20 protein-coding genes are annotated in these 22934 nt (G+C 63.7%); 6 read left to right on the top strand and 14 right to left on the bottom strand.

Annotated features, from left to right (window positions below; all coding sequences use genetic code 11):
• Positions 1-9 precede the first annotated feature (9 nt).
• From JFN90_RS14625 to JFN90_RS14600, 6 genes are all read right to left on the bottom strand, one after another.
• Complete coding sequence (locus tag JFN90_RS14625) at positions 10-1104, bottom strand: CgeB family protein (RefSeq protein ID WP_199395864.1); 1095 nt, start codon at positions 1102-1104, stop codon at positions 10-12.
• Between the two features lie 3 nt (positions 1105-1107).
• Entirely contained in the window at positions 1108-2253 is a 1146-nt protein-coding gene (locus JFN90_RS14620; protein ID WP_199395863.1) for a glycosyltransferase family 4 protein, read from the bottom strand.
• 214 nt (positions 2254-2467) lie between these two features.
• Positions 2468-3469 (bottom strand): Gfo/Idh/MocA family protein, encoded by a 1002-nt coding sequence (locus tag JFN90_RS14615; protein ID WP_199395862.1) that lies wholly within the window; start codon positions 3467-3469, stop codon positions 2468-2470.
• A gap of 13 nt (positions 3470-3482) precedes the next feature.
• Positions 3483-4454, bottom strand: a complete 972-nt coding sequence (locus tag JFN90_RS14610; protein ID WP_199395861.1) for an MDR/zinc-dependent alcohol dehydrogenase-like family protein — start codon at positions 4452-4454, stop codon at positions 3483-3485.
• On the bottom strand, positions 4454-6511 hold the full coding sequence (locus JFN90_RS14605) for an NAD-dependent epimerase/dehydratase family protein (RefSeq protein WP_199395860.1): 2058 nt from the start codon (positions 6509-6511) through the stop codon (positions 4454-4456). The genes JFN90_RS14610 and JFN90_RS14605 overlap by 1 nt, the downstream gene beginning before the upstream one ends.
• Positions 6508-7629, bottom strand: coding sequence for an NAD-dependent epimerase/dehydratase family protein (locus JFN90_RS14600; RefSeq protein ID WP_199395859.1), 1122 nt, complete (start codon positions 7627-7629; stop codon positions 6508-6510). Before JFN90_RS14600 ends, JFN90_RS14605 begins: the two co-directional genes overlap by 4 nt.
• A 334-nt stretch (positions 7630-7963) precedes the next feature.
• Between JFN90_RS14600 and treZ the strand changes: the two genes are divergently transcribed.
• The 4 genes from treZ (at position 7964) to JFN90_RS14580 (ending at position 13309) form a co-directional block, all read left to right on the top strand.
• Positions 7964-9841 carry a malto-oligosyltrehalose trehalohydrolase gene (gene treZ, locus JFN90_RS14595; RefSeq protein ID WP_199395858.1) on the top strand — a complete coding sequence of 626 codons (1878 nt, stop codon included), beginning with the start codon at positions 7964-7966 and terminating at the stop codon, positions 9839-9841.
• The gene (locus JFN90_RS14590) at positions 9838-11877 is read left to right on the top strand and encodes an amylo-alpha-1,6-glucosidase (protein WP_199395857.1); all 2040 of its coding nucleotides are present in this window, start codon (positions 9838-9840) and stop codon (positions 11875-11877) included. Before treZ ends, JFN90_RS14590 begins: the two co-directional genes overlap by 4 nt.
• 6 nt (positions 11878-11883) lie before the next feature.
• Positions 11884-12900 (top strand): cation:proton antiporter domain-containing protein, encoded by a 1017-nt coding sequence (locus JFN90_RS14585; RefSeq protein WP_199395856.1) that lies wholly within the window; start codon positions 11884-11886, stop codon positions 12898-12900.
• Between the two features lie 109 nt (positions 12901-13009).
• Positions 13010-13309: a DUF2795 domain-containing protein gene (locus JFN90_RS14580; protein WP_199395855.1), complete on the top strand. Its 300-nt coding sequence runs from the start codon at positions 13010-13012 to the stop codon at positions 13307-13309.
• Between the two features lie 44 nt (positions 13310-13353).
• On the opposite strand, the gene JFN90_RS14575 is transcribed toward JFN90_RS14580, so the two are convergent.
• On the bottom strand, positions 13354-13674 hold the full coding sequence (locus JFN90_RS14575) for a BON domain-containing protein (RefSeq protein ID WP_199395854.1): 321 nt from the start codon (positions 13672-13674) through the stop codon (positions 13354-13356).
• A 167-nt stretch (positions 13675-13841) separates the two neighbouring features.
• Here JFN90_RS14575 and JFN90_RS14570 point away from each other — a divergent pair, with 167 nt between their 5' ends.
• Positions 13842-14258 carry a hypothetical protein gene (locus JFN90_RS14570; protein ID WP_199395853.1) on the top strand — a complete coding sequence of 139 codons (417 nt, stop codon included), beginning with the start codon at positions 13842-13844 and terminating at the stop codon, positions 14256-14258.
• Here the strand turns inward: JFN90_RS14570 and JFN90_RS14565 are convergent.
• Positions 14255-14953 (bottom strand): uracil-DNA glycosylase family protein, encoded by a 699-nt coding sequence (locus tag JFN90_RS14565; RefSeq protein ID WP_199395852.1) that lies wholly within the window; start codon positions 14951-14953, stop codon positions 14255-14257. The genes JFN90_RS14570 and JFN90_RS14565 overlap by 4 nt on opposite strands.
• A gap of 34 nt (positions 14954-14987) precedes the next feature.
• Between JFN90_RS14565 and JFN90_RS14560 the strand changes: the two genes are divergently transcribed.
• The gene (locus tag JFN90_RS14560; protein WP_199395851.1) at positions 14988-15908 is read left to right on the top strand and encodes a zinc dependent phospholipase C family protein; all 921 of its coding nucleotides are present in this window, start codon (positions 14988-14990) and stop codon (positions 15906-15908) included.
• A gap of 89 nt (positions 15909-15997) precedes the next feature.
• Here the strand turns inward: JFN90_RS14560 and coaBC are convergent, their stop codons facing one another.
• The 6 genes from coaBC to JFN90_RS14530 all read right to left on the bottom strand — a co-directional run bounded on the left by coaBC (position 15998) and on the right by JFN90_RS14530 (position 22921).
• Entirely contained in the window at positions 15998-17218 is a 1221-nt protein-coding gene (gene coaBC, locus JFN90_RS14555; RefSeq protein WP_199395850.1) for a bifunctional phosphopantothenoylcysteine decarboxylase/phosphopantothenate--cysteine ligase CoaBC, read from the bottom strand.
• A 9-nt stretch (positions 17219-17227) separates the two neighbouring features.
• Positions 17228-17857 carry an MBL fold metallo-hydrolase gene (locus JFN90_RS14550; protein ID WP_199395849.1) on the bottom strand — a complete coding sequence of 210 codons (630 nt, stop codon included), beginning with the start codon at positions 17855-17857 and terminating at the stop codon, positions 17228-17230.
• A 69-nt stretch (positions 17858-17926) separates the two neighbouring features.
• Entirely contained in the window at positions 17927-19099 is a 1173-nt protein-coding gene (locus JFN90_RS14545; RefSeq protein ID WP_199395848.1) for a 3'-5' exoribonuclease YhaM family protein, read from the bottom strand.
• Between the two features lie 569 nt (positions 19100-19668).
• Positions 19669-21240, bottom strand: coding sequence for an NAD(P)/FAD-dependent oxidoreductase (locus JFN90_RS14540; RefSeq protein WP_199395847.1), 1572 nt, complete (start codon positions 21238-21240; stop codon positions 19669-19671).
• Positions 21241-21250: 10 nt separating this feature from the next.
• On the bottom strand, positions 21251-21658 hold the full coding sequence (locus JFN90_RS14535; RefSeq protein WP_199395846.1) for a response regulator: 408 nt from the start codon (positions 21656-21658) through the stop codon (positions 21251-21253).
• Positions 21659-21730: 72 nt separating this feature from the next.
• Positions 21731-22921, bottom strand: coding sequence for a hybrid sensor histidine kinase/response regulator (locus JFN90_RS14530; RefSeq protein ID WP_199395845.1), 1191 nt, complete (start codon positions 22919-22921; stop codon positions 21731-21733).
• Positions 22922-22934: the final 13 nt, after the last annotated feature.

Genomic DNA, 22934 nt, shown 5'->3' with positions numbered 1-22934 from the left:
TTTTTGGATTCACGCGATGCCCAGTTCGCGGCAGATGGACAGCAGTTCTTCCACGCGGTGCCGGCAGGTGTGCCGGGCCAGGATGGTCTCCCGGCCATGCTCGGACAGGCTCCTTGCCAAGTCCGGATCCTGCAGCAGGCTCCGCATCTGCCGCTCCATCTCCCGGCCGTCCCTGGCGTAGAGGAGGTCTACTCCGCCGGTGAAAAGCCGGTCGCTGTCGACCCAGGGGGCGGAGACCAGCGGGATGCCGCAGGCGAGCGCCTCGAAGGGGCGGATGGTTGGAATGCCGGGGAGGGCCTCCACATAGGGACGGCGCGGAATGTGGACCGTGAGCCGGAACCGGCTGAACACGCGCGGCACCTCGAAGTTGGGAAGCCAGCCGCCGTAGCCGATTCCCGCCTCGGCCAGAAGTTGCAGCGCCTGTTTCGGGTAGCGCACGCCGTAGACCACCCCTTTCAGGTGCAGCCTCCGCACCGGCTCGATGAAGAACTCCCGGATCTCCTGGCTGCGTTCGTCGTCGCCCCAGTTGCCGATCCAGACCACGTCGCCCACCTTGTCCGGCGACTGCAGGGGCCGGAATACCCGCACGTCCGCCGCCTCGTGCCATAGCCAGACCCGCTTCGCCCACCCCCGGTCAAGGTAGATATCCCGGATCCGCGCGCCGTAGGCCAGCACTCCGTCGAAGCCGGAGAGGTCGTAGGCGGCCATGGCGGGCTCGTCGGTGACGCTCCGATGGTGGGTGTCGTGGAACAGCAGGCGGTACCTGCCGCCGCCTTTACGGTGCTCCCCCAGGCGCCGGACAAGCTCGTGGTCGCTCCACTCGTGCACGACAACCAAGTCAGCGCCGGCAAGGATGCGGTCGAGGTCCAGTTCCTCGAGCCGGTAGGTGGCGCCAGCAAGCCCGGGGTAGGCCCGCTGGAAACCGTGCAGCACCGCCTCGCCGCTGTCGCGCAGCATGTTGCTGTAGCTCCAGCCGTTTTCCGGCTCGTAGACCGTCACCTCGTGTCCGAGCTGCCCCAGTTCGGTGACGATGCCCCGCAGGAAATGGGCGTTGCCGTGGTTCCAGTCGGAAAGGAGTGATTGGTAAAACATCACGATGCGCATGGCTCAGACTTCCTCCGTCATTGATTTCCCTCGACGCAGCCGGTGGTACAGCGCCAGGTAGCCGTCGGTCATCCTGCCGGCGGTGAAGCTGCGGCTTCGCTCCAGCGCCTTTTCCCTGAGGCTCGCCTGGCGGTTGCGGTCGGCGCAGAGAGCGCGCAGCTGCTTTTGCAGGTCCATCGCGGAATCCGGATCGACGAACAGCGCCGCCCCGTCCCAGAGTTCGCGCAGGCTGGGGATGTCGCCGAGCACCAGCGCGCAGCCGGATTGGGCCGCCTCGAGGACGGTGAGGCCGAAGGGTTCGTAGCGCGCCGGGAGGACGTAGATGGCGGCGGCGGCATACCAGGGGGCCAGCGATTCCGGCGCCAGGAATCCCAACCGATTCACGCCGTCGACGTTGGCCGCTCCACCGCCTGGTTGGTTGATCTCCCCCGCCACGTACACCGGCCAAGGAAGATCGTACGCGTTACGCACCAGGGCCCCGATGTTCTTCGCCTCATCCCAGACCCGCCCCACGGAAAGGATGAAGTCCTCCTTCCTGCCGGGGCGGAACCTGGTGCGACCGCGGGCGTTGTAGACCACCTGGGCGTCGGGGAGCGGCAGGTAAAGCCTCCTGATGCAATCGAGCATCGCCGAGGAAGGTGCGGCCACCAGGTCCGCCGCGGCCAGCCCACGGGAGACCCGGGTCCGGTAGTCGTCGAGCCGCTGCGGCACTTGCTCCCCGCGCACCGCCTCCCACCAGGAAAGGACGCAGGAGTGGGCGACCACGAGGCACGGGCTGCGCCAGGGGAGCGCGGCGTGGGCGTAGCCGTTCAGGTGCACCAAGTCGGGCTTGAGCTCCGCCTCCAGGGACAGCAGCCACTCCCCGCTTTTTTCCACATCGCCCCAGGGGTTGTCCATCCACTCGAGGCGGTACTTGCTCTCGAACAGCGTGACATTCCCCTCGTCGGCCACCTCCCGGCGCTGCCCCGGGGAAAGTGGGCGTCCCATGGTGGCAAGCGCGACGTTTACCCCATGGGGGGCCAGGCCGCGGCTCAATTCCAGGACGTAGTTCCAGACCCCCCCGATGGGATCGGCGGCCATGAGGATCAGTCCGGGCGCGCTCGGAAGCGCTTGGTTGTCTGCTCCTATGCTGGGAATCAAATTATTCATGAATAAAAAATCCCGGACTACAGGGTGATGGTAAAAACAACTGAAATATTAACCACTAAGACCCCGCCACCTCATGAGACGGAGAGGACGCTTCGGCCGAGCGACACCTCCGCCCCCTCGTCCTTACCGGCCCGAGGGGTTCCTGAAGCGCCGCCCGGCGCGGCTTATCGTCTTATCTAATTATCGCTGTATCTGCTTACCGGTTTACCTTGAATCATCTTCCATAGGCGGCGTCGAGCACCTCGGCCACCCGGACCAGTTGCTCCGCCTGAGGATCGAAGCCGTTGCCTCCTAATCTCAATTGACGCGCCCAAGCCACGGCGCACCGCCCCCCCCACTCGTCCGGGGGCGCGGCGATGGTCTCTGTGGAGGTACCGCGGAAGCGCTCGGCCACGAAGTCGTAGAAGGAGCCTTGCACGTTCTTGAAGCTCACGCCGCCGTGGGTCCCGTAGAAGCTCGACTCGATGACGGCGTCCCGTCCCGCAGAGACGTTCCAGGAGCAGGCCACCCGCACCGCGTGCCCATCCTCCAGCACCATGGAAACCACCGCGTAGTCTTCGACTTTCCTGGAGCCGACCTTGAGCCGCTCACCGCCGGAGAAGATGGAACTGGAGACGCTGCGCACTTCGGGGTAGCCGAAGAACCAGAGGGCGAGATCCACCAGGTGGCTGCCGAGGTCCATGAGGCAGCCCCCCCCGGAGAGTTCCGGGTCGTAGAACCAGTCCTTGTCGGGGCCGTAGGCGTTGTGAAAGACGAGATCGGCCGCGTAAACCTGGCCCAGCTCGCCCGAACTCACCAGTTGATGCATCTTCTGGATGGCGTCGGTGTAGCGGTAGGAGAAATCAACGCCCAAAAGCCGGTTCACCGCCCGCGCCGCGGCCACCACGAGCTGCGCCTCTTCCGCGTTTCTCCCCAAGGGCTTCTGGCAGAACACGGCCAGGCCGCGGTCCAGGGCGCGCAGCGCGTGGTAGCAGTGCCCCGCGCTCGGGGTCGCGATCACCACTCCGTCCAAATCCAGTTCGAGCAGTTCCTCCAGGGACTCCACGACCAGCGCCCCGGGCGCGAGCGTCCCCGCCTCCCGGGCGCTCTCAGGGCAGAGGTCCGCGATAGCGGCCACCTCGGCCTCCCCGCTCTTGACGATCGCCTCCATCCGGTGCCGGCCGATCCAGCCGGTCCCGAGGAACCCGAGCCTGGGTAATGCCTGTTTCTTCTTCATCCCTTCCCCTTTCTTAATGCTCAATGCGGATCATCCCTTTTAGGAATCCGTCGGGACGCCCTTCCAGCGCCTGGTAGGCGCGTCCCAGTTCTGCCAGGGTGAAACTGTGGGTGATCAGCTCCTTAAGCGGGAACATCCTCGACTCCACGGCGGCAATGCCGGCACGGATCCCCTCGAGGTAGACCCGCGGGTCGCGCTCGTGCGCGTTGATGACGTCGATCCCCTTCCAGTTCCAGAGTTGGAGGTTGACCTGGCGCAGACCGTCCTGGTGATACCCTGCGATGACGATCTTACCCCCTTCCCGCACCAGTTCCCCGGCCAGATCCAGCGGCCACTGGTGCCCGGTTGCCTCCACGACCCGGTCGCAGCCGCGCTCCCCGGCCAACTGCCGCACCCAATCCATGACCCGCTGGTGGTCGTCCAGGACCACGGTCTCCTCGGCGCCGCAGCGCTTGGCGAGTTCCAGGGCGAAGCCGCGCCGCGAGATGGCGATCACGCGCGCGCCGCGCGCCGTGGCGAGCGCGGTGAAGATGGCGCCCAAAAACCCCGCCCCGATCAGGGCGACGGTCTGCCCCGGTTCGATGGCGGAGCGGCGGAACACGTTCATGGCGCAGCCGACCGGCTCTCCCGGGAAAGGCTGCCCGTCCAGAGAGGCCGGGATCTTCACCAGGGCGTCCGACCGCACCATGTCGTACTGGGCGTAAGCGTTGTAGGAAAGGAAGGTGACCCGATCCCCCACATGCACGCCCTGCACCCCTTCTCCCAGCGCCCGCACCCGCCCCCACCCCTCGTGCCCGGGGGCACCGGGAAGCGCCGGGTAATTGAACCAGGTGCGCCCCTGCCATAAGGGCAGGTTCGAGGCGCAGACACCGCATCCCTCCAGCGCCACCAGCACCTCTCCCGCCTGCGGTTCCGGCCGGGGCACCAGTTGCACGGCGGCCTCGCCCGGGCCGGTGATCACCGCCGCCTGCATCATCTCGCTCATCACATGGCCTCCACACCCGATGCCGGGTAGCTTTTTGTCTTGGTGTCCTCCACGGGGCGCTGCGGGACGCTCATCGACTGGCAAAGCCAGCTATAGAGCCGCTCCACCCCCTCCCGCACGGAATGGCGCGGGGTCCAACCGGTTGCCGTTGCGAATTTCCTGGTGTCGGAGACGTAGTAGCGCTGGTCCCCGGTGCGCCAGTCGTCGAAGCTGATCTGGGGTAGGGAGCCGTGCAGATCGCGCAACAGCTCCAAAAGTTCCAGAAGGCTCGCGGCGCGGTCGGTGCCGCCGCCGATGTTGAAGGCCTGGCCGGAGATCTGCGGCATCATCGCACCGGCGCGGCACATGGCGTCCACCAGGTCCTCGACGAAGAGGAGGTCGCGCACCTGGTAACCGTCGCCGTAGAGGGTGATGGGCTCCCCTTTCAGGGTCCGGATGGCGAAGTGGGCCACCCACCCCTGGTCCTCGGTGCCGTACTGGTGCGGGCCGTAAATGCAGCTCATCCGGAACACGGCGGCGTTGATGCCGAAGCTGCGGGCGTAGTCGAGCACGTATTGGTCGGCGCACCCCTTGGAGCAACCGTAAGGGCTCAGGAAATCAAGCGGCGTCCCCTCGCCGAAGCCATAGCGCTGAAGTTCCGGGTCCAGCGGCTCGTAACGCGCGCCGTTTTTCCGGATGCGGCACCCCTCGATGCCGCCGTAGACCTTGTTGGTCGAGGTGAACAACAGGGAGGGACGCTCCTTGGCGGTGCGGATCGCCTCCAGAAGGGCGAAGGTGCCCTGCCCGTTGATGGCGAAGTCCGCGGCGGGATTGTCGATGCTGGTGGTGACTGCGACCTGGGCGGCGAAATGATACACGTGGGAGCACTGGGTGATGGCGTCGTGCAGAGCCAGGTGGTTCCTCGTGTCGGCGATCCTCACCTCGAGCCGGTCGCCGCAGGTTTCCTTGAGCCAGAGGAGGTTCTCCTCCACGCCGGGCCGCGACAGGTTGTCATAGACGATGACCCGTTGCCCCTCGCGGGTCAGGTGGTGCACCAGGTTGGTGCCGATGAAGCCGGCCCCGCCGGTGACGAGGATCGCCTTTTCCGCAGTCGAGCCGGCCCGAGCCGGTGCCGCCGTCGCCACTTGCCCCACCTTTTTCAGCGCCGTCACTTTCCCCTCCTCGAGCAGGCGGTAGAGCAGCTTCGGTGTACCGTCCGCCTTGCGGAAGCCGAAATAGTATTCGCGCTCGTCCAGATGGAAACGGTCCACCGCGGCCAGACCCGGGTCCAGATCGTCGGCGCCGTACCAGTACAGCCGCTGCGCCGGGGCCTCCAGGAATTCCAGGAAGACCCGGGCCTGCTTGAACTCGTCGTGCTGCCAAGTGGAGAAGCCGGCCTCGGTGACCCAGATCTCGCAGGGGGAGTCGTGCTGGTCCAGGATCTCCCGCACCATGGCGATGTTTCTCCCCCACCCCTTCCAGGTGTAGTCGAAGATATCCGGGAAGCCGTGGATCCCCACCACGTCGATGTACTCCATGACGCCTAAGTCGAACATGCGGCAGAGCCAGTGCCCGTCAATGGGGCTCATCCCGCCCAGAACCGTCTTCTTGCCGCGCTTTTTGGCCCAGTGCGCCGCCGCCCCGATCATCTCGCCGAAGCCGGTCCAGTGGGGATCGAGGGTCCAGTCCCATTCGCTTAAATTGTTGGGCTCGTTCCAGAGTTCCACGTACTCGAAATGTTCCCCGAAGGCAGTGATGAAGAGATCGATGAAGTCGGCGTAGTCACGGGGCCTTCTGGGAGGAGAGGAGGTCTTGGCCTCGACGCCGATGGAGGGAGGGGTGTAGAGCACGCAGGGCAGGAGCTCCACCTCACTGCAAAGGCGCGGCACCAGCCACTCGTACCATTCTTTCCCCTCGCTGGTGTACCAGTCGGCCCAAGAGATGCCGGTGCGCAGACGCTTCGCCCCGAGCTTCTTCATGTCCGCCAGCACCCGCTCCACCCGCTCCCGCTCCCCGGGACGGAACCACTCGACCATGCCGAACTTCTCCGGCAGCGACTCCACAACCGGCCGGCTCATAGGGTCAATCCCCGCTGGGCCAGCTCGGCGTGCGCCTGGGCGACCCTGTCTATCGCCACTTCCCCTTCCAGCCATCCCGCCAGCTCCCGGAGCCCCTCTTCGAAGCTGACCCGGGGGGCGTACCCCAGCACCTCTTTGGCGCTGGTGATGTCGGCGAAGCAGTGGCGGATGTCGCCGGCGCGGTAGCTGCCGGTAATCTCCGGCTCGATGGAGTCGATGTTGAGCACCTGGCAAAAACGCTCAAGCACCTGCAGCACCGAGATCTTGGCGCCGCTGCCTATGTTGAAGAGCTGCTGCTTTTGCTGGTCCACCTCCAGCGCCAGGCGGCAGGCGGCGACCACGTCGTGTACGCTGACGAAATCGCGCTGCTGCCGGCCGTCCTCGAAGATGCGCGGCGGGTTGCCGTTCATGAGCCTGGAGGCGAAGATGGCCAAGACGCCGGTGTAGGGGTTGGACAGCGCCTGCCTGGTGCCGTAGACGTTGAAAAAGCGCAGCGCGATCACCGGGATGCCGTAGCACCCGCCGACGATAAGCGCCATGCGCTCCTGGTCATATTTAGAAAGGGCGTACACCGAGGCGAGCGAGGGTGCTTTCTCTTCCGGGGTGGGGACCGGAATAAGAGGTTCGCTTTCCTTAAGCAGCGGCTCCCAACTCCCCCGCTGCAGCTGCCCGACCTCCCTTCTCACGTTGTCGTAATACGCCCCGCTGCCGTCCCGGTAACGCCCTTCACCGTAGATGCTCATGCTGGAGGCGACGATGAGCTTGCGCTCACCCTTAGCCTGTGCCATCGCCTCGAGCAGCACAGCGGTGCCGCAGTTGTTCACCGAGGTGTAGCGCTCGATCTCGTACATGCTCTGCCCTACCCCGACCATGGCGGCGAAATGGAATATCGCCTCGGTGCCGGCCAGCGCCTTTTGCACCGCCGCCGGATCCCGCATGTCTCCCTTGATCAGTTCGACCTCGGGGTCGAGGTACGCCGGCCGGCCGGCATCGGGACCGTGAACCTGCGGCACCAGGCTGTCCAGCACGCGCACCCGGTAGCCGTGACGCAGCAGCTCGTCCGCCAGATGGGAACCGATGAAACCGGCCCCCCCGGTGATAAGAACGCTCCCTGACATAGGATCCTCCCTAAGGGGTGAGATATCTGCGGTAGCGGTCATCTAATTAATACAAAATTAATCAGTTCAAATTAACAAAACTCAATACTAGCAGTGACGGATTTTCTGTCAAACCAGTTCACGCAAAAAACAGCTCTTTCCCCCAATAAGATGGCGGACATGGCGGTGGTTGCCTCCCCTCCCGTCGCAAACAGTTGCGTCATTCGCTCCCTTCCCGCAAAGGAAAGGAAGGCACATGAAGAAGGCCCGGCCCCGCTTCGGTTTTAAAATTCGCGGAGTGTGTTATTTTAAAGCGTGTTAATTTTTCCGAACAGTGGACGGCTCGGGAGGGGTGATGGCTTCGGTACAGAGAAGGATGCCGATCGGTGCGGAAGTGATGCCGGAAGGGGTGCATTTCAGGGTCTGGGCGCCCGGGCACATGGAGGTGGAGGTGGTGCTCGAGGGGACTCCGGCGCCGCAGTCGACTGTCCTCGCCCCGGAGGAAGGTGGCTACTTTTCCGGCACCTGCCGCGACGCAGCTGTCGGCTCGCGTTACCGTTACTGCCTCGACGGCGGCGACTGTTTCCCCGACCCCGCCTCCCGCTTCCAGCCCGAGGGGCCGCACGGCCCCTCCCAGGTGATCGACCCAAACAGTTTCTCCTGGAGCGATCAGGAGTGGACCGGGGTGGAGCGCGAGGGGCACGTCATCTACGAGCTGCACCTGGGCACCTTCACCATGGAGGGGACGTGGCGCGCGGCTGAAGAGCAACTCCCGGCACTTAAGGACCTCGGCATCACCCTGGTCGAGGTGATGCCAGTGGCGGACTTCCCCGGCCGGTTCGGTTGGGGGTACGACGGGGTGAACCACTTTGCCCCCACCCGCCTTTACGGCAAGCCTGACGACATGCGCGGCTTCGTGGACCGCGCCCACAGCCTCGGGCTGGGCGTCTTGCTGGACGTGGTCTACAACCACTTCGGCCCCGAGGGGAACTACTTGGCCCGCTACTCCGACTTTTACTACGGCGAGCATGAAAGCGACTGGGGTAAGGTGATGAACTTCGACGGCAGGCAGTGCGGCCCGGTGCGCGAATTCTTCATGGCCAACGCCGCCTACTGGATCGACGAATTTCACATCGACGGACTGCGCTTCGACGCCACCCACGCCATCATCGACAATTCCGAGATCCATATCCTGGGGGACATCACCAGCCGGGTCCGGGAGCACGCCGGCAAGCGCCGGCTGCTGCTGGTGGCGGAAAACGAGGAACAGGACTTCCGTTGCCTGCGCCCCAGGGAGGAAGGGGGCTTCGGCATGGACGGGGTCTGGAACGACGACTTCCACCACAGTGCCCACGTCGCCCTCACCGGCTATCACGACGCCTACTACTCCGAATACTTCGGTTCTCCCCAGGAGATGATCTCCTGCGCCAAGTGGAGCTACCTGTTCCAAGGACAGTTCTACTTCTGGCAGGGGAAACGGCGCGGCTCCCCCACCCTGGGCAAAAGCCCGAGTTGCTATATCAATTACATCCAGAACCACGACCAGATCGGCAACTCAGCCTGGGGTATTCGCATCGACCGGCTCACCAACCCTGCGGGCCTGCGCGCCATGACGGCACTGCTGTTGCTCCTCCCCCAGACCCCGATGATCTTCCAGGGGCAGGAGTTCGCCGCCAGCGCCCCCTTCCTTTACTTCGCCGATCTCAATCCCGAAATCTCGCAGCAGGTCCACACCGGCCGCATCGAGTTCCTGAAACAGTTCACCAACGTCGACTCCCCCGAGGTGATCGAAACCATCGACAAGCCGTACGAACTGGAGACCTTCCAGCAGTCGCGCCTGGACCTGAGGGAGCGGGAGCGCCACGGCAAGGTCTATGCGCTCTACCGCGACTTGATCCGGCTGCGACGTGAGGATCCGGTGTTCAGTCGCGGCTACACCTGTCATATCGAGGGGGCGGTGCTGGGAACTACGGGCTTTTTGCTGCGCTACTTCCTGCAAGAGGAGCAGCGCCTGGTGCTGGTGAACCTGGGGCGCGAACAGCATCTGGTGCCGATCCCGGAGCCGATGCTCGCCCCGCCCCTGGGGTGCGCCTGGGAGATACTCTGGAGCAGTGAAAAGATCGAGTTCCGCGGTTCCGGCACGCCCAAGCTCGACACCGAGAAATTCTGGCGCCTGCAGGGGTATGCAACGCTGGTACTGATTCCGGTGCCGGAAGGAGGGAACCAGTCATGACCACGGTGACGCGGGAATTTCATTTCGACCGCCACGACGAGGAAGTGAAGACGCGGCAACTCTTGGAGCAGGAGTGGCTTTTGACCAACGGCCTCGGGGGATACGCCTCCGGGACCGTCTGCGGCGCACTGACCCGGCGCTACCACGGCCTGCTCATCGCCGCCTACCCTTCGCCCATGGGGCGCATCGTGATGCTGAACCGGCTAACCGAGGCGATCCGCTTCCCGGACGGAAGCATGGTGCGCTTCGGCGGCGACCAGAAGGAGGCGGGGCTCGACTTTCACGGCATGGAGTACCTGACCGGGTTCCGCCTGGAAGACGGCCTGCCGGTCTGGCGCTACGAGATCAACGGGACCGTGATCGAGAAGCAGCTGGTCATGGTGCATCGCCAGAACACGGTGCACCTGATCTACCGCCTCATCTCCGGGGACAAGCTGGTGCGCCTGAAGTTGCAACCCTACCTGCAGTTCCGGCCCCACGACGCCTCGGTGGACATCACCTCCGACGATCCCTACATGTTCACCGCGGTGCAGAACCGCTACCAGATCTCCTCCGGCGCCAACTCGCCGCAGCTTCGGCTGGTCATCAACGGCGGCAGGGGGAACTTCACCCTGGAGGAGAAACATAAAACCGACATCTTCTACGACGTCGAGAGTTCCCGCGGCTACGACTCGCTGGGGACGCTCTGGACCGCCGGCTACTTCGCGGTGGACCTCGGCATCGGCCAGGACGCGGCGCTTACCGCCTCGACCGAGACCTGGGAGACCATCGCGGCACTGTCACCGGCAGCAGCCCTGGAGATGGAACGGGAGCGGCGCCGGTTGCTCCTGGCCGCGGCGGATCCGAGGGCGCGCCAGGGGCTTCCTGCCGAACTGGTCCTCGCCACCGACCAGTTCATCATTACCCCTGCCGGGCGGCACAAGGAAAGCGTGCGCGCCCACGCCATGGGGGACGAAGTCTGCACAGTGATCGCCGGCTACCACTGGTTCACCGACTGGGGGCGCGACACCATGATCTCGCTGGAGGGGCTCACCCTGGCCACCGGGCGCCACACCGAGGCAGGGTGGATACTGCGCACCTTCGCCCACTACGTGAAGAACGGGCTCATCCCCAACCTCTTTCCCGAGGGGCACAGCGAGGGGTTGTACCACACCGCCGACGCGAGCCTTTGGTTCTTCCACGCCCTGAACCGCTACCTGGAATACACCAACGACCGTGCCACGCTGCACATGATCATGCCCCAGATGCGCGAGATCATCGACCGGCACCTGTCCGGCACCAGTTTCGGCATCGGCGTCGACCCGAGCGACGGCCTCTTGAAACAGGGCGCCGAAGGCTACCAGCTCACCTGGATGGACGCCAAGGTCGGGGACTGGGTGGTGACGCCCCGGCGCGGCAAGGCGGTGGAGTTAAACGCGCTCTGGTACAACGCCTTGCGCCTGATGCAGCAGTGGGCCGAGCATATGGGGGACGAACAGTACTCGCGCCAGTTGGGCGCCTACGCCGACCAGACCTACCGCTCCTTCAACCAGCGCTTCTGGTACACCGACGGCGGCTACCTCTACGACGTCGTGGACGGCGAACTCGGCGACGACAACGCCTGCCGTCCCAACCAGCTCTTCGCCATCTCGCTCCCCTACCCGGTCCTGGAGCGCGAACGCTGGTCCAATGTGCTGGACACGGTGCGCCAGCGCCTGCTGACACCGGTTGGTCTGCGCACCCTCGCCCCCGGACATCCCGACTACAAACCGACCTACCACGGCGACCTCAGGGCCCGCGACGCCGCCTATCACCAGGGGACGGTATGGCCCTGGCTCATCGGCACCTTCGTCGATGCCTGGCTGAAGCTCTACCCGGAAGAGGTCGGCGCCGCGCGCGCCTTCCTGGACGGCCTGGTGCAGCAACTGAACCAGCAGTGCATCGGCTCCATCAGCGAGATCTTCGACGCCGAACAGCCCTACAACCCGCGGGGATGCATCGCCCAGGCCTGGAGCGTGGCGGAGATGCTGCGCTGCTGGCTCAAGACGGCCCAGTGACAGCGGATGCGCGTCTTCCAGATCACGGCGCTCTTGACCACGCTCACCGCGACCTTCGCCTACATCAACTACCGCTTCCTGAAACTGGAGCCTACCGTGGGGCTCCTGCTGCAGAGCCTGCTCTTGTCCCTGTTGCTGTGGCTTTTGCTCGCATTGGCGATCGACGTAATGACCCCGGCGCAGCGGATCATGAGCCGCATCGACTTCGACGTACTGTTCCTGCAGGGGATCCTGAGCCTGCTCCTCTTCACCGGCGGTCTCTTCGTCAAGGTGGAAGAACTCCTCAACGTGAAGCTCAGCATCGCCCTCTTCGCCGTGGCCGGGGTGCTGGTCTCGGCCGGGGCGATCGGCGCCGCATTTTACGCCATCACGCTCCTCTTGGGGCTCAAGGTCGGGCTGGCCCAGTCGCTGCTCTTTGGTGCCATCATGTCCCCCACCGACCCGGTGGCCGTGCTCCCGACGCTCTACCTGTCGCCCCTGTTGTCGCTCTGTTCCGCACTGACGGCGGGCACCGTGCTGCGCGCGGCTGGAGGCATCTTCTTCGGCCTGGGACATCCCGAGGCCTTCTCCAAGTTCGGCACCCGCCACCGGGGAAGAGGGATCGGAGACCGGTCACTCCCACGGCCCGATACCTCGGATCATGCTGCTCCTTTGCTGCCTCCTGGCGGGGATGCTGCCGCAGTTGCAGCTGGTCGCCCAAGAAGCGGCGGATCGTTTCGTCGACAGTGCGAGTTATCACGCGCTGGTACTGCAAGGGCGGCCAACGCCAATACTTCAACCGGAACAGCAGACAAGGCCGGGACTCGCTGCCCCCCTGGCCACCACGGTAACGGCGCTGGCCATCGCCGCACTATTCCTCGGCCCCGGGCGCTGCGGGGGCGGCACAGAGAGCAGGTCAAGTGGCTGCTGCGCGGTCCGGTAGGTCTGTTGCGCCACATCCACAGCGGCTACATCGGCGATTACGTCACCTGGTTCATATGCGGCACCAGTGTCATGATGGTGCTGGCACAGTACTGGTTCTGATACTGTTCCCGCGTCAATGTGAGCTGGCTTTTTGTATTGATTAAAAAAAACCAATTCAATACAATCGACTTGTGATCGGGAAAAAGTACATCAGCAAAAGGAGGAAGTTATGGCAACCCGAGGCACTGGTCATTCACCGGCGAACGTGACAAAACATCTCAAAGGCATTGACTTCCCGGCTGAGAAACAGGATCTACTCAAACATGCTCAGCACATGAAAGCAGAGAAAGTAGTTCTCGACGAAATCCAGAAAATGGAAGACCGGGAATACGGCAACATGGCCGACGTCATGAAGTCCTTCGGGAAAGGCAGTGAGGAATCCGGCGAATCCAAATCCGGCAAGGTGTCAGGCAAGGCGAAACAACAGACAAGCGGACAGGCAAAATCCCACAGCAGGGCTCATCACTAAAGAAAAAAGCCCCCTCCCGAAAGGGAGGGGGCTTTTTTGTGCCGTTACTTGGTGATCAGGTCGTTCTTTACTTCCCTGACACCCTTCACACCGCGGGCAATATCACCCGCCCTTCTCGCATTCTCAGCCGAGTCCACGAACCCGCTCAACTGCACCACCCCTTGGTAAGTGGTCACATTGATCTGGAAGGTCTTCAGCGCCAGTTCGTCGAAGATGGCAGCCTTGACGCGGGTGGTGACGGCAGCGTCATCGACGTACTCGCCCGCAGTTTCGTGCTTGGTGGTGTGGGTGTGGGTACACCCGACCAAAGAAGTGAGCAGGCAGGCGCTGACAAGGACCGTGACGATGCGTTTCGCTTTTCCCATGACGATCTCCTTTCTAGCTGAAATTTGCCACCCTGGAACCGATTAAGGATAGCTAATCAACATTAGGAGTCAAGAAAAGGGGCGCACGACAGGTTTGAATTATCTATCAAGAACTCTATACTTGGCGGGGTGAATCGGGGAACCAATACTGTCGCTGGAGGTGGTCTATGAAGCAGATGCTGCTGATTCTGATGTTCCTGCTGTCTGTCGGAACGGAACGGGCACTGGCGCTGGACGCGACCATTTGCAACCCCGGTTCAGACATCATCTACTATCCCAACGGCGATCTCAAATCGTGCAACCTGAAAGACATCACCATCTTGAGCGGTGTAACCTGCAACATGCTGTCGACCGCGGAATTCTATGAACTGGGCATGCTGAAAAGCTGCATCACCAAGAACTTTTTCTACTACGAGAACTTGGTCTGCAATGAGTACGGCTTGATCAGCTTTTACCAGTCGGGGAAGCTGGAGAGTTGCGTCCTGGCCACGCGGGTCGAGGTGGACGGCAAGATGTGCGTCGAGCAGCAGCCCATCGCCCTCTTCGAAAGCGGCCGGTTGAAGTCGTGCGCCACCCCGCACTAGGATGCCCCTGCCAGCCGGCGCATCACAAGCTTCATGTCCTCCCAGACGTGGCGCTTGAGCCCCTCGTCCTCCAGCAGGAGTTCGGGGTGCAGGGTCGGCATCACCGCCCTCCCCCGGACATCCTGCCATTGGCCGCGCACCTGCTCCAGGGAAGCATGTGGGCCGAGCAGCAGCGAGGTCGCCTCCTCGCCCAGCGCGACCACCACCTCAGGCGCCACCGTGTTGATCCTTGCTGCGATGCTGCGCGCCCCAACCGCGGCGTCCCCCCCCGCATCGAAGCTGAGCAGGCAGACGTCGTTGGTGCTGAACTTCATCGCGCCGATGATCTTGGCCAGCAGATCCCCGGCCGCTCCAGCGTACCCGGCGCCGGCCATCAGGAAAAGCAGGCGCGCGCGCGGGTTCCCCTCCTGACGGCACACCGGCTCAACGCCCGCGGGAGAGTCGGGGGCTGTGGATACTTGGGGTACTTCGGACGCTGCGGATGTGGCACCCGGCACCGGCTCGGCAGGCGCTACGGGATTCGCGGCTGAAGCCGAAGCGGCCACGGCCGCAGGCCCGGCGGACACTGCCACCACTGGGGCGGCCGCGACGGGTCCGGCACCGAAGGCAAGTTCGTCCACGCCGCTGTCGGCCAGGTCCCCCAGGTAACCCTTCAGCGAGCGTAACAACAGCTCCCGCTCCTCCATCTCCGCCATCCTAAACCCCTTTACATTTCCGGTTTCATTAACTATGCTCGAATGCATGCCGCTTTTACTTCTCGTCACATCCCTGCTTGTCTTGGCGCTCCCCGAGCAGGCCCTCGCCTGGGGCGCCGGGGTGCACCTTCAACTGGGCATGAACGTGCTGAACAACCTCGATGCCCTGAAATCGGCCGTCGCCGCCATCATCTCGGCACATCCCTACGACTTCCTCTACGGCACCATCGCCGCCGACATCACCCTGGGCAAGAAGTTCACCCACTACCTGCACCACTGCCACCGCTGGAGCGTCGGCCACCGGGTCCTGGACAAGGCGAGCGACCCCGCCCAGCAGGCCTGCGCCTACGGGTATCTCTCCCACCTGGCCGCGGACTGCATCGCCCACAACTACTACGTCCCGTACAAGGTGATGCGCAGCTTCTCCTCGCTCACCCTGAAACACGCCTATTGGGAGATGCGCTTCGAGAACTACGTGGACAAGGAAATCTGGGAGACCGCCAGGAAGGTTTCGCTGGAACACTTCTCCAGCAACGACCAGTTGCTGCGCAAGGTTGTCTCGGACACCATCTTCTCCTTCGGCACCAACAAGAAGATCTTCAACTCCATCCTGCTGGTGAGCCGCCTGGAGAAGTGGCAGAGCATCCTGCAGACCCTGTCCGACACCTCGCGCTACGCCCTCGAGGAAAACGACCGGGAGGAGTACATGCATCTGGCCCAGGAAGCGGTGTTCGACTTCCTGAACAACGACGACTCCTCGCGCTTCTTCCACGCCGACCCCACCGGGGAGCGAGCGCTGGCGGCGGCGGAGGCGGTGCGTAAGAACCTGAGGCTTCTGTACCGCACCGGGAAGATCACCAAGCCGCAGGCTTACGCCGAGCTCGACGAATTGAAGCTGAAACTGAAGGAAGCCATCTGCGAGCCAGAACTGCTGCTGCAGATCCTGTCAAAGTAGTTCCGTCGCCGACGTATTTACCAACAGAGCGGATGCTTCCGGCGCAGCTGGGCGAATGATTATTCGCCCCTACAGCGTGTCGCTCCGTTCTACGACTTTTTCTTGTCGCCCGCGCCCCGCTTTCCCCGCAACCCTTCCACCGTTTCCAGGATCACCCCCGCCAGTTCCTCTTTGCCCATCATGGGGAGTTCCTCGACGCGGCCGTCGCTGAACAAGAACTTGGCGATGTTGGTGTCCACGTTGAAGCCGGCCCCTTCCTGGGAGACGTCGTTGGCTACCACCAGATCCAGGTTCTTCCCCTTGAGCTTCGCCCCGGCGTTACGGACCAGGTCCTGCGTCTCGGCGGCGAAACCGACCAGGATCCGCTCCCCCTTGTTGGCGCCGAGCTCAGCCAGGATGTCCGGGTTCTTCTCCAGTTCGATGGTGAGGCTCTCCTGGCTCTTCTTGACCTTTTCGCCGGCGCGCGTCTTGGGCCGATAATCCGCTACGGCGGCCGCCTTGATGACGACGTCGATCCGGGGGAGGCACCCTTGCACCGCGTCCCGCATCTCCTGGGCGCTCCGGACCCGGATCACCTCCACACCGACCGGCGGGGTGAGGCAGCTCGGCCCGGTCACAAGGGTCACCTCCGCCCCCCTCAGCCGCGCCTGGCGCGCGATGGCGTACCCCATCTTCCCGGAGGAATGGTTGCTGATGTAACGCACGGGATCGATCTCCTCGAGCGTCGGTCCGGCGGTGACGAGAATCCTCTCTCCCGCGAGGCGCTTCGGGGTCAGGGCCGCCACGGCCTCCTCGAGGATCACCTCGGGCGCCTGCAGCTTCCCCTCCCCCTCGTAGCCGCAGGCGAGCATGCCGCAGGCGGGGGCGACGAAGAGGTAACCGTGCCGCTTCAGGCGCGCCTCATTCTCGCGGTAGATGCTGTTGCGGTACATGTTGACGTTCATGGCGGGGGCGATCAGGACCGGCGCCCTGGTCGCCATGACCGTGGTGGTGAGGAGGTCGTCCGCGATGCCGTTGGCCAGCTTGCCGATGCAGTTGGCGGTGGCCGGGGCGATGATGTAGAGGTCGGCGCGGTCGGCAAGGGCGATGTGCCCGATCTTCTCCTCGGAAATGAGGTTGAAGAGCTCCAGGTGCACCGGGTTGCGGGACAGGGTCTGGAAGGTGAGCGGCGATACGAATTCGGTGGCGGACTGGGTCATCACCACGTGCACGTTGGCGCCCGCCTTCACCAGCAGGCGCAGCAGCTCCACCGCCTTGTAGACGGCGATGCCGCCGGTTACCCCGAGAACGATCTCCTTGCCTTTGAGCATGTGCTCCCCCTACTCGTTGAGGTACGGGTTGAAGTTCCGCTCCTGCCCGATGGTGCTGGAGGGGCCGTGGCCGGGCCAGACGACGGTGTCGTCGGGGAGCGGCATGAGCTTCGCCTTGATGGAGTCGATCAGCTGCTGGTGGCTGCCGCCGGGGAGGTCGGTGCGCCCCACCGAGTCGGCGAACAGGGTGTCCCCGGTAATCACGAGCTTCTCGTTGGCGAGGTAGAGACAGCATCCGCCTTGGGTGTGCCCCGGGGTGTGCAGCACCTCGATCACCCGTCGCCCCAGTTCCAGCTTCATACCGTCGGTCAAGAAAGCATCCGGCTCCGGGGAGTTCTCCACGGTAAGCCCGTACTTCTGGGCGGAGCGCGCGGCGTTGACCAGGAACGGGACGTCTTCCTTGTGGGCCAACAGCTGCGCCCCGGTCTTCTCCTTCAGGGTGCGGTTGCAGCCGATATGGTCGAAGTGGCCATGGGTGTTGACGATGTACTTGATCTCGATGCCGAAATGGTTCACCGCGGCGAGGATCATCTCGCAGTCGGCGCCGGGATCGACGATCATCCCTTCGTTACTCTGTTTATCCCCGAGGATGAAGCAGTTCACCCCCAAAGGCCCCACCACTATAGTCTCAAATAACATGACAATTCCTCCGTGCTGGCAGCGCCCGGCCTGTGCCGTCGGGAACTCACCGATAGATGCGGACTGCCGTCACTTCTTCAGGACGGCAAAAGGGTTGTTGCTGAAAGACTTGCGCCCCTGGTCGCCTCCCCGCGGGTCCTGGCGCGGCTTGTCCGGTGCAGGGCTTGCGGGCTCGCTCGCCGGCGGCGCCGGGGCCGACACCGTTTCCGGCATCAACTCCGAAGGCTCCAGGCACTCCGCCTGGCTCGGGGTCGGGATCGGTTCCCCGGGCAGCTCCCCTCCCATCTCCGCGGCGAGCGGCTTCTCCTTGAAGAAGTAGCGGTCGTAGAGGCGGTGGTACGCGGTCCAGCGCGAGGGGTTGTCCGGCTCCTTGCGGATGTGGGTCCTGATGCCGTTGATCTTGGAGTCGAGGTCGTCCAGGTAGTTCAGGATGGTCGCCTCCAGCGTCTTCGGGCGCTTGGGGGAACCGTACTCGTACTGGCCGTGGTGCGACAGGATCATGTGTTTCAGGAGCATGGCGAGCTCGACCGGGAAACCGGGGAGCCGCGCGATGCGCTCCTGCAGCATCTCAACGCCGATGGTGATGTGGCCGAGGAGTTTGCCCTCGTCGGAGTAGTCGAAGCAGCGCAGGTAGGTCATCTCGCGCACCTTGCCGATGTCGTGCAGCAGCGCGCCGGTAACGAGGAGGTCGCGGTTCAGCCCCTGGTAGAGCGGCACCATGGCGTCAACCAGCTTGGCGACGGCAAGCGAGTGCTCCAGGAGCCCACCCAGGTAGACGTGGTGCATCCCCTTGGCGGCAGGGGCGGTGCGGTACTGGGCCAGGAGCTCCTCGTCCTCGAAGAAGGAGCGCAAAAGGCGCGCCAGGTCCGGATCGGCGAGGCTCGCCACCAGGGCGTGCAGCTCGGCGACCATGGCCTTGATGTCGCTGTCGGTCTCGGGCAGGAAGTCGGCCAACTGCACCGATTCCTCAGGGACCCGCTTCAGCTCCGAGACGATCAGCTGCATCTTGCCCAGGTAGACGCTTGCCTTTCCCTTGACCGCGAGGAAGTCGTTACGGTCGAAAAGGGAGCCAACCTGGTCCGCGTTGTCCCAGACCTTGGCGTCCACCTCCCCCGTCTTGTCCATCAGCTTCAGGGTGAGGTACGGCTTGCCGTTCTTGGCCATGGCGATGATCTTATCCTTGACCAGGAAGACCGCTTCCACGATGTCGCGGTCCTTGATTTCGGCAACGGTTTTTTTCAAAGTAAGGCTCCTTGTAATGAAAGGCCCCGTGTTGGGGCAGCCGGTTCCATTGCATCTTTGCGGCATGGCTTTAGAAGCAGTTACGCAAAGTACGCAAAGTAGGCGCGATGTACACGAAGAAAGCTTTTTGTTGTTAAACCCAAAGTCTTTCTTTGTGTTCTTTGCGGATACTCCGCGTTCTTTGCGATACCGCTTCTAAAAGCAGTGACGCAAAGCACGCCAAGTAGGCGCGATGTACACGAAGAAAGCTTTTGTTGTTAAACCCAAAGTCTTTCTTTCCGTTCTTTGCGGATACCCCGCGTTCTTTGCGTGACTGCTTCTAAAAGCAGTCACGCAAAGCACGCCAAGTAGGCGCGAGGTACGCGAAGAAAGCTTTTTGTTGTTAAACCCGAAGTCTTTCTTTCCGTTCTTTGCGGATACCCAGCGTTCTTTGCGATACTGCTTCTAAAAGCAGTCACGCAAAGCACGCCAAGTAGGCGCGATGTACACGAAGAAAACTTCTTGTTGTTAAACCCAAAGTCTTTCTTTCCGTTCTTTGCGGATACTCCGCGTTCTTTGCGATACCGCTTTTAGCTTGCGGCAATCCTGGCGGCGATGGCGTCGGCCACCCGGATGCCATCGAGGGCAGCGCTCATGATGCCCCCGGCATACCCCGCCCCCTCCCCGGTCGGGTAGAGGCCGCGGTGGCTCAGGGACTGCAGATCCGCCCCGCGCACGATGCGCAGGGGCGCGGAGGTCCGGGTCTCGACCGCGGTGAGGGTCGCCTCGGCGCTGATGAAGCCGCGCATCTTGCGGTCGAAGTGCTCGATCCCCTCACGCAAAGTCACGGCCACCGGTGCCGGGAGCAAGGAGGCGAGGTCGTATTCGGTGACGCCGGGACGATAGCTGGAGAGGATCCTCCCGCCGCCCCGCCCCAGGAAGTCGAGCAGGCTCTGTGCGGGTGCATGATAGGTTCCCCCACCGGCTGCGAAGGCACGCCGCTCCAGTTCGCGCTGGAATTCAACCCCGGACAGCGGGGAATTGCCGGCAAAGTCAGCCGGGCCCACCGTGGCCACCAGGGCGCTGTTGGCGTAGGGACCGTTGCGGCGGTAACCGCTCATGCCGTTCACCACCACCCCGCCCGCCTCCGAGGCGGCCGCCACGACCACCCCGCCCGGGCACATGCAGAAGGAATAGGCGGAGCGCCCGGTCGTTTCGTTGTTGTAGGTCTGGGCGTACTCGGCCGGGGGCAGCGCGGCATGGGCGTTGCGGCCATACTGGATCTCGTTGATCAGGGCCTGCGGATGCTCCACCCGGAGCCCCACCGCGAAAGGCTTCTGCTCCAGGGTGACTCCCAGTTGGTACAAAAGGGCATAGGTGTCGCGCGCGCTGTGTCCGGGCGCGAGCACCAATGAGTCGCAGGGCTCCTCGTCGGCGTCGTTCACCACCACGCTCTGCACGCACCCCTGGCCGATGCCGATGCCGGTGAGACGGCTCTCGAAGCCGACCCGGAAGCCGGTTTCGATCAGGCGCTCCCGGATGCCGCGCACCACGGCGCGCAGCCGGTCGGTGCCGATGTGGGGCTTGGCGGCGTAGAGGATCTCGGGGGGGGCGCCGAATTCGACCAGGCGCTCCAGCACCCAGCCGCAGTTGGGGTCCTTCACCCTCGTGGTCAGCTTGCCGTCGGAGAAGGTCCCTGCCCCCCCCTCGCCGAACTGCACGTTACTCTGCTCGCAAAGCTCCCCCAGGCGCCAGAAACGCGACACGTCCGTGGCGCGGCGGTCCACGTCGCGGCCGCGCTCCAGGACCCGCGCCGTAATACCGTATTCGGCAAGCCGCAGCGCCGCGAAGAGCCCGGCCGGGCCCATGCCGACGATGACGATCCGCTCCGGGGAGGCGAGCTTCGGGAAACGCAGGGGCGCGCCGGTCTCGACCCGCGCGACGTCGCCGTCAGGACGCACCCGCGACTCGTCCCTGAGCGTCACCTGTACCGTGTACACCAGCTTGATGGCGCCTTTTTTCCTGGCGTCCACTCCCTTTCTGACCAGGGTGAGCGCCGTGATATCGGATTCGCGCACGCCCAGCTTGGCCGCGGCCAGCGGGCGTAGCGCGCTCTCCTCCACCCCGGGGCTCAGGGTGAGGTTACGTAGCAAAAATGGCATGGGGTGTCCGTCAGGCGGCGCCGGTGCCGCGCCCTTTTCTTTCCAGGAGCTGTTCGACGATGATGACGATGTCCAACGGAGAGGTGGATTTCGGGATGTGCACCTTGGCGCCCATCTCGGGGATGGGGTGCTCGTGCGGGGCGCCCTGGAACATGGAGGTCAACATGATGATGATCGGGTCCGCCTCCTTGGCCAGGCGCGCGATCTCCAGCGAAGCGCTCACCCCTCCCATCCGGGGCATGACCAGGTCGAGGATGACGGCGTCGAAAGTCTCGGCGGCGTAGGCCTCGACCCCAAGAACACCGTCCTCTGCGGTCACTACGGAGAAGCCCGCGCCCGTGAAGGCATCGGACATCACCTTCAGGAAGAACTTATCGTCGTCTACCAGGAGTATTTTGCCCCTGTTCTCTGCTGTCATTTCGACCTCAAGGCATGATGGAATGCGACATCATACAAAAATGCGGCCGAAAAGAAAAGTGTAAACCGCCCCTTATCTCGGCGCGTTGAGCGGCAGACGCACCGCGAAGGTGGTTCCGGTGGGGTCGCTTTTCTCCACTTCGATCTTGCCCCGGTAGGTCTTGACGATGCGCAGCACCACCGAAAGCCCAAGACCGGTGCCCCGGCTGTTGGTGGTGAAGAAGGGATCGAAGATGTTGGGGAGGTTCTCGGGCGGGATGCCGGGGCCGGTATCGGAGACCCTGAGCTTGATGTAATCCTGGTCCTGGTCCAGTTCCACGGTGAGGGTGCCGTCCTCGGGCATGACGTGAATCGAGTTCAGGAACAGGTTGGTGAAGATCTGCTCGATCTCCATCGGGTCCGCCTTGATGGCGGGGGGAATGTTTCTGAAGTCGCGCACCACCTTGATCCGCTTCTGGCGCAACTGCGGCGTGAAGGCCTCCAGGGTGTGCTCCAGGATGCGGTCCACCCGAACCTCGCTGATCTCGAACTTGGGGCGCTTGGAGGCGTCCAGGAGCTTGCCCAGGATGTTGTCGATCCGGTCCACTTCCTTAAGGATCTTGTCCACGTACTCCTGACGCTCCGGTTCGTCCAGCCCCCCCTTGATGAGCTGCACGAAGAGCGCGATGGAGTTGAGCGGGTTGCGGATCTCGTGCGCCATGCCGGCGGAGAGGTAGCCAAGGGAAGCGAGCTTCTCCGACTGGACCACCTCGGCCTGGGCGCGCGACAGGGCCTCGCTCTTTTCCTGCACCCGGGCCTCCAGCTCGCGGTTCCAGTCCGCGATCTCGGCCAGAAGTCGCTCGCGTTCGCTCAAGAGAGCCTTGTTCTGCAGCTCGATGCCGCGCAGCTTCAGGACGCTCTCGATCCTCTCGACGAGGTCCTGGTTGTTGAAGGGCTTGAGGATATAGTCGGAAGCGCCGGCCTTCATCAGCTCGACGGCGATCTCCTCGCTCCCCTTGCCGGTGAACATGATCACGTAGGTGTCGGGGTAGAGCCTCTTGATCTCCTTGAGCGCGGTGAGGCCGTCCATGTTGGGCATCATGTAGTCCAAAAGGACCAACTCGGGGCGCTCGACCTCTATGGTCGCCAACCCCTCCTGCGCGCTCAGGGCGGTAAAGACTTGATAGCCGCGGTTTTTGAGGATGATGCCGGTGAGATCGAGGATGACCTTCTCGTCATCGACGATGAGCACGCGGCCGCGCGGCTCTTTCTCCGTATTGGTCATATCGGGGCCTGCT

The organism is Geomonas propionica (genome assembly GCF_016458235.1).
Taxonomy (GTDB): Bacteria; Desulfobacterota; Desulfuromonadia; order Geobacterales; family Geobacteraceae; genus Geomonas; species Geomonas propionica.
Note: the sequence above shows the minus strand (reverse complement) of the source record. Positions and strands in the feature narration are given on the sequence as shown.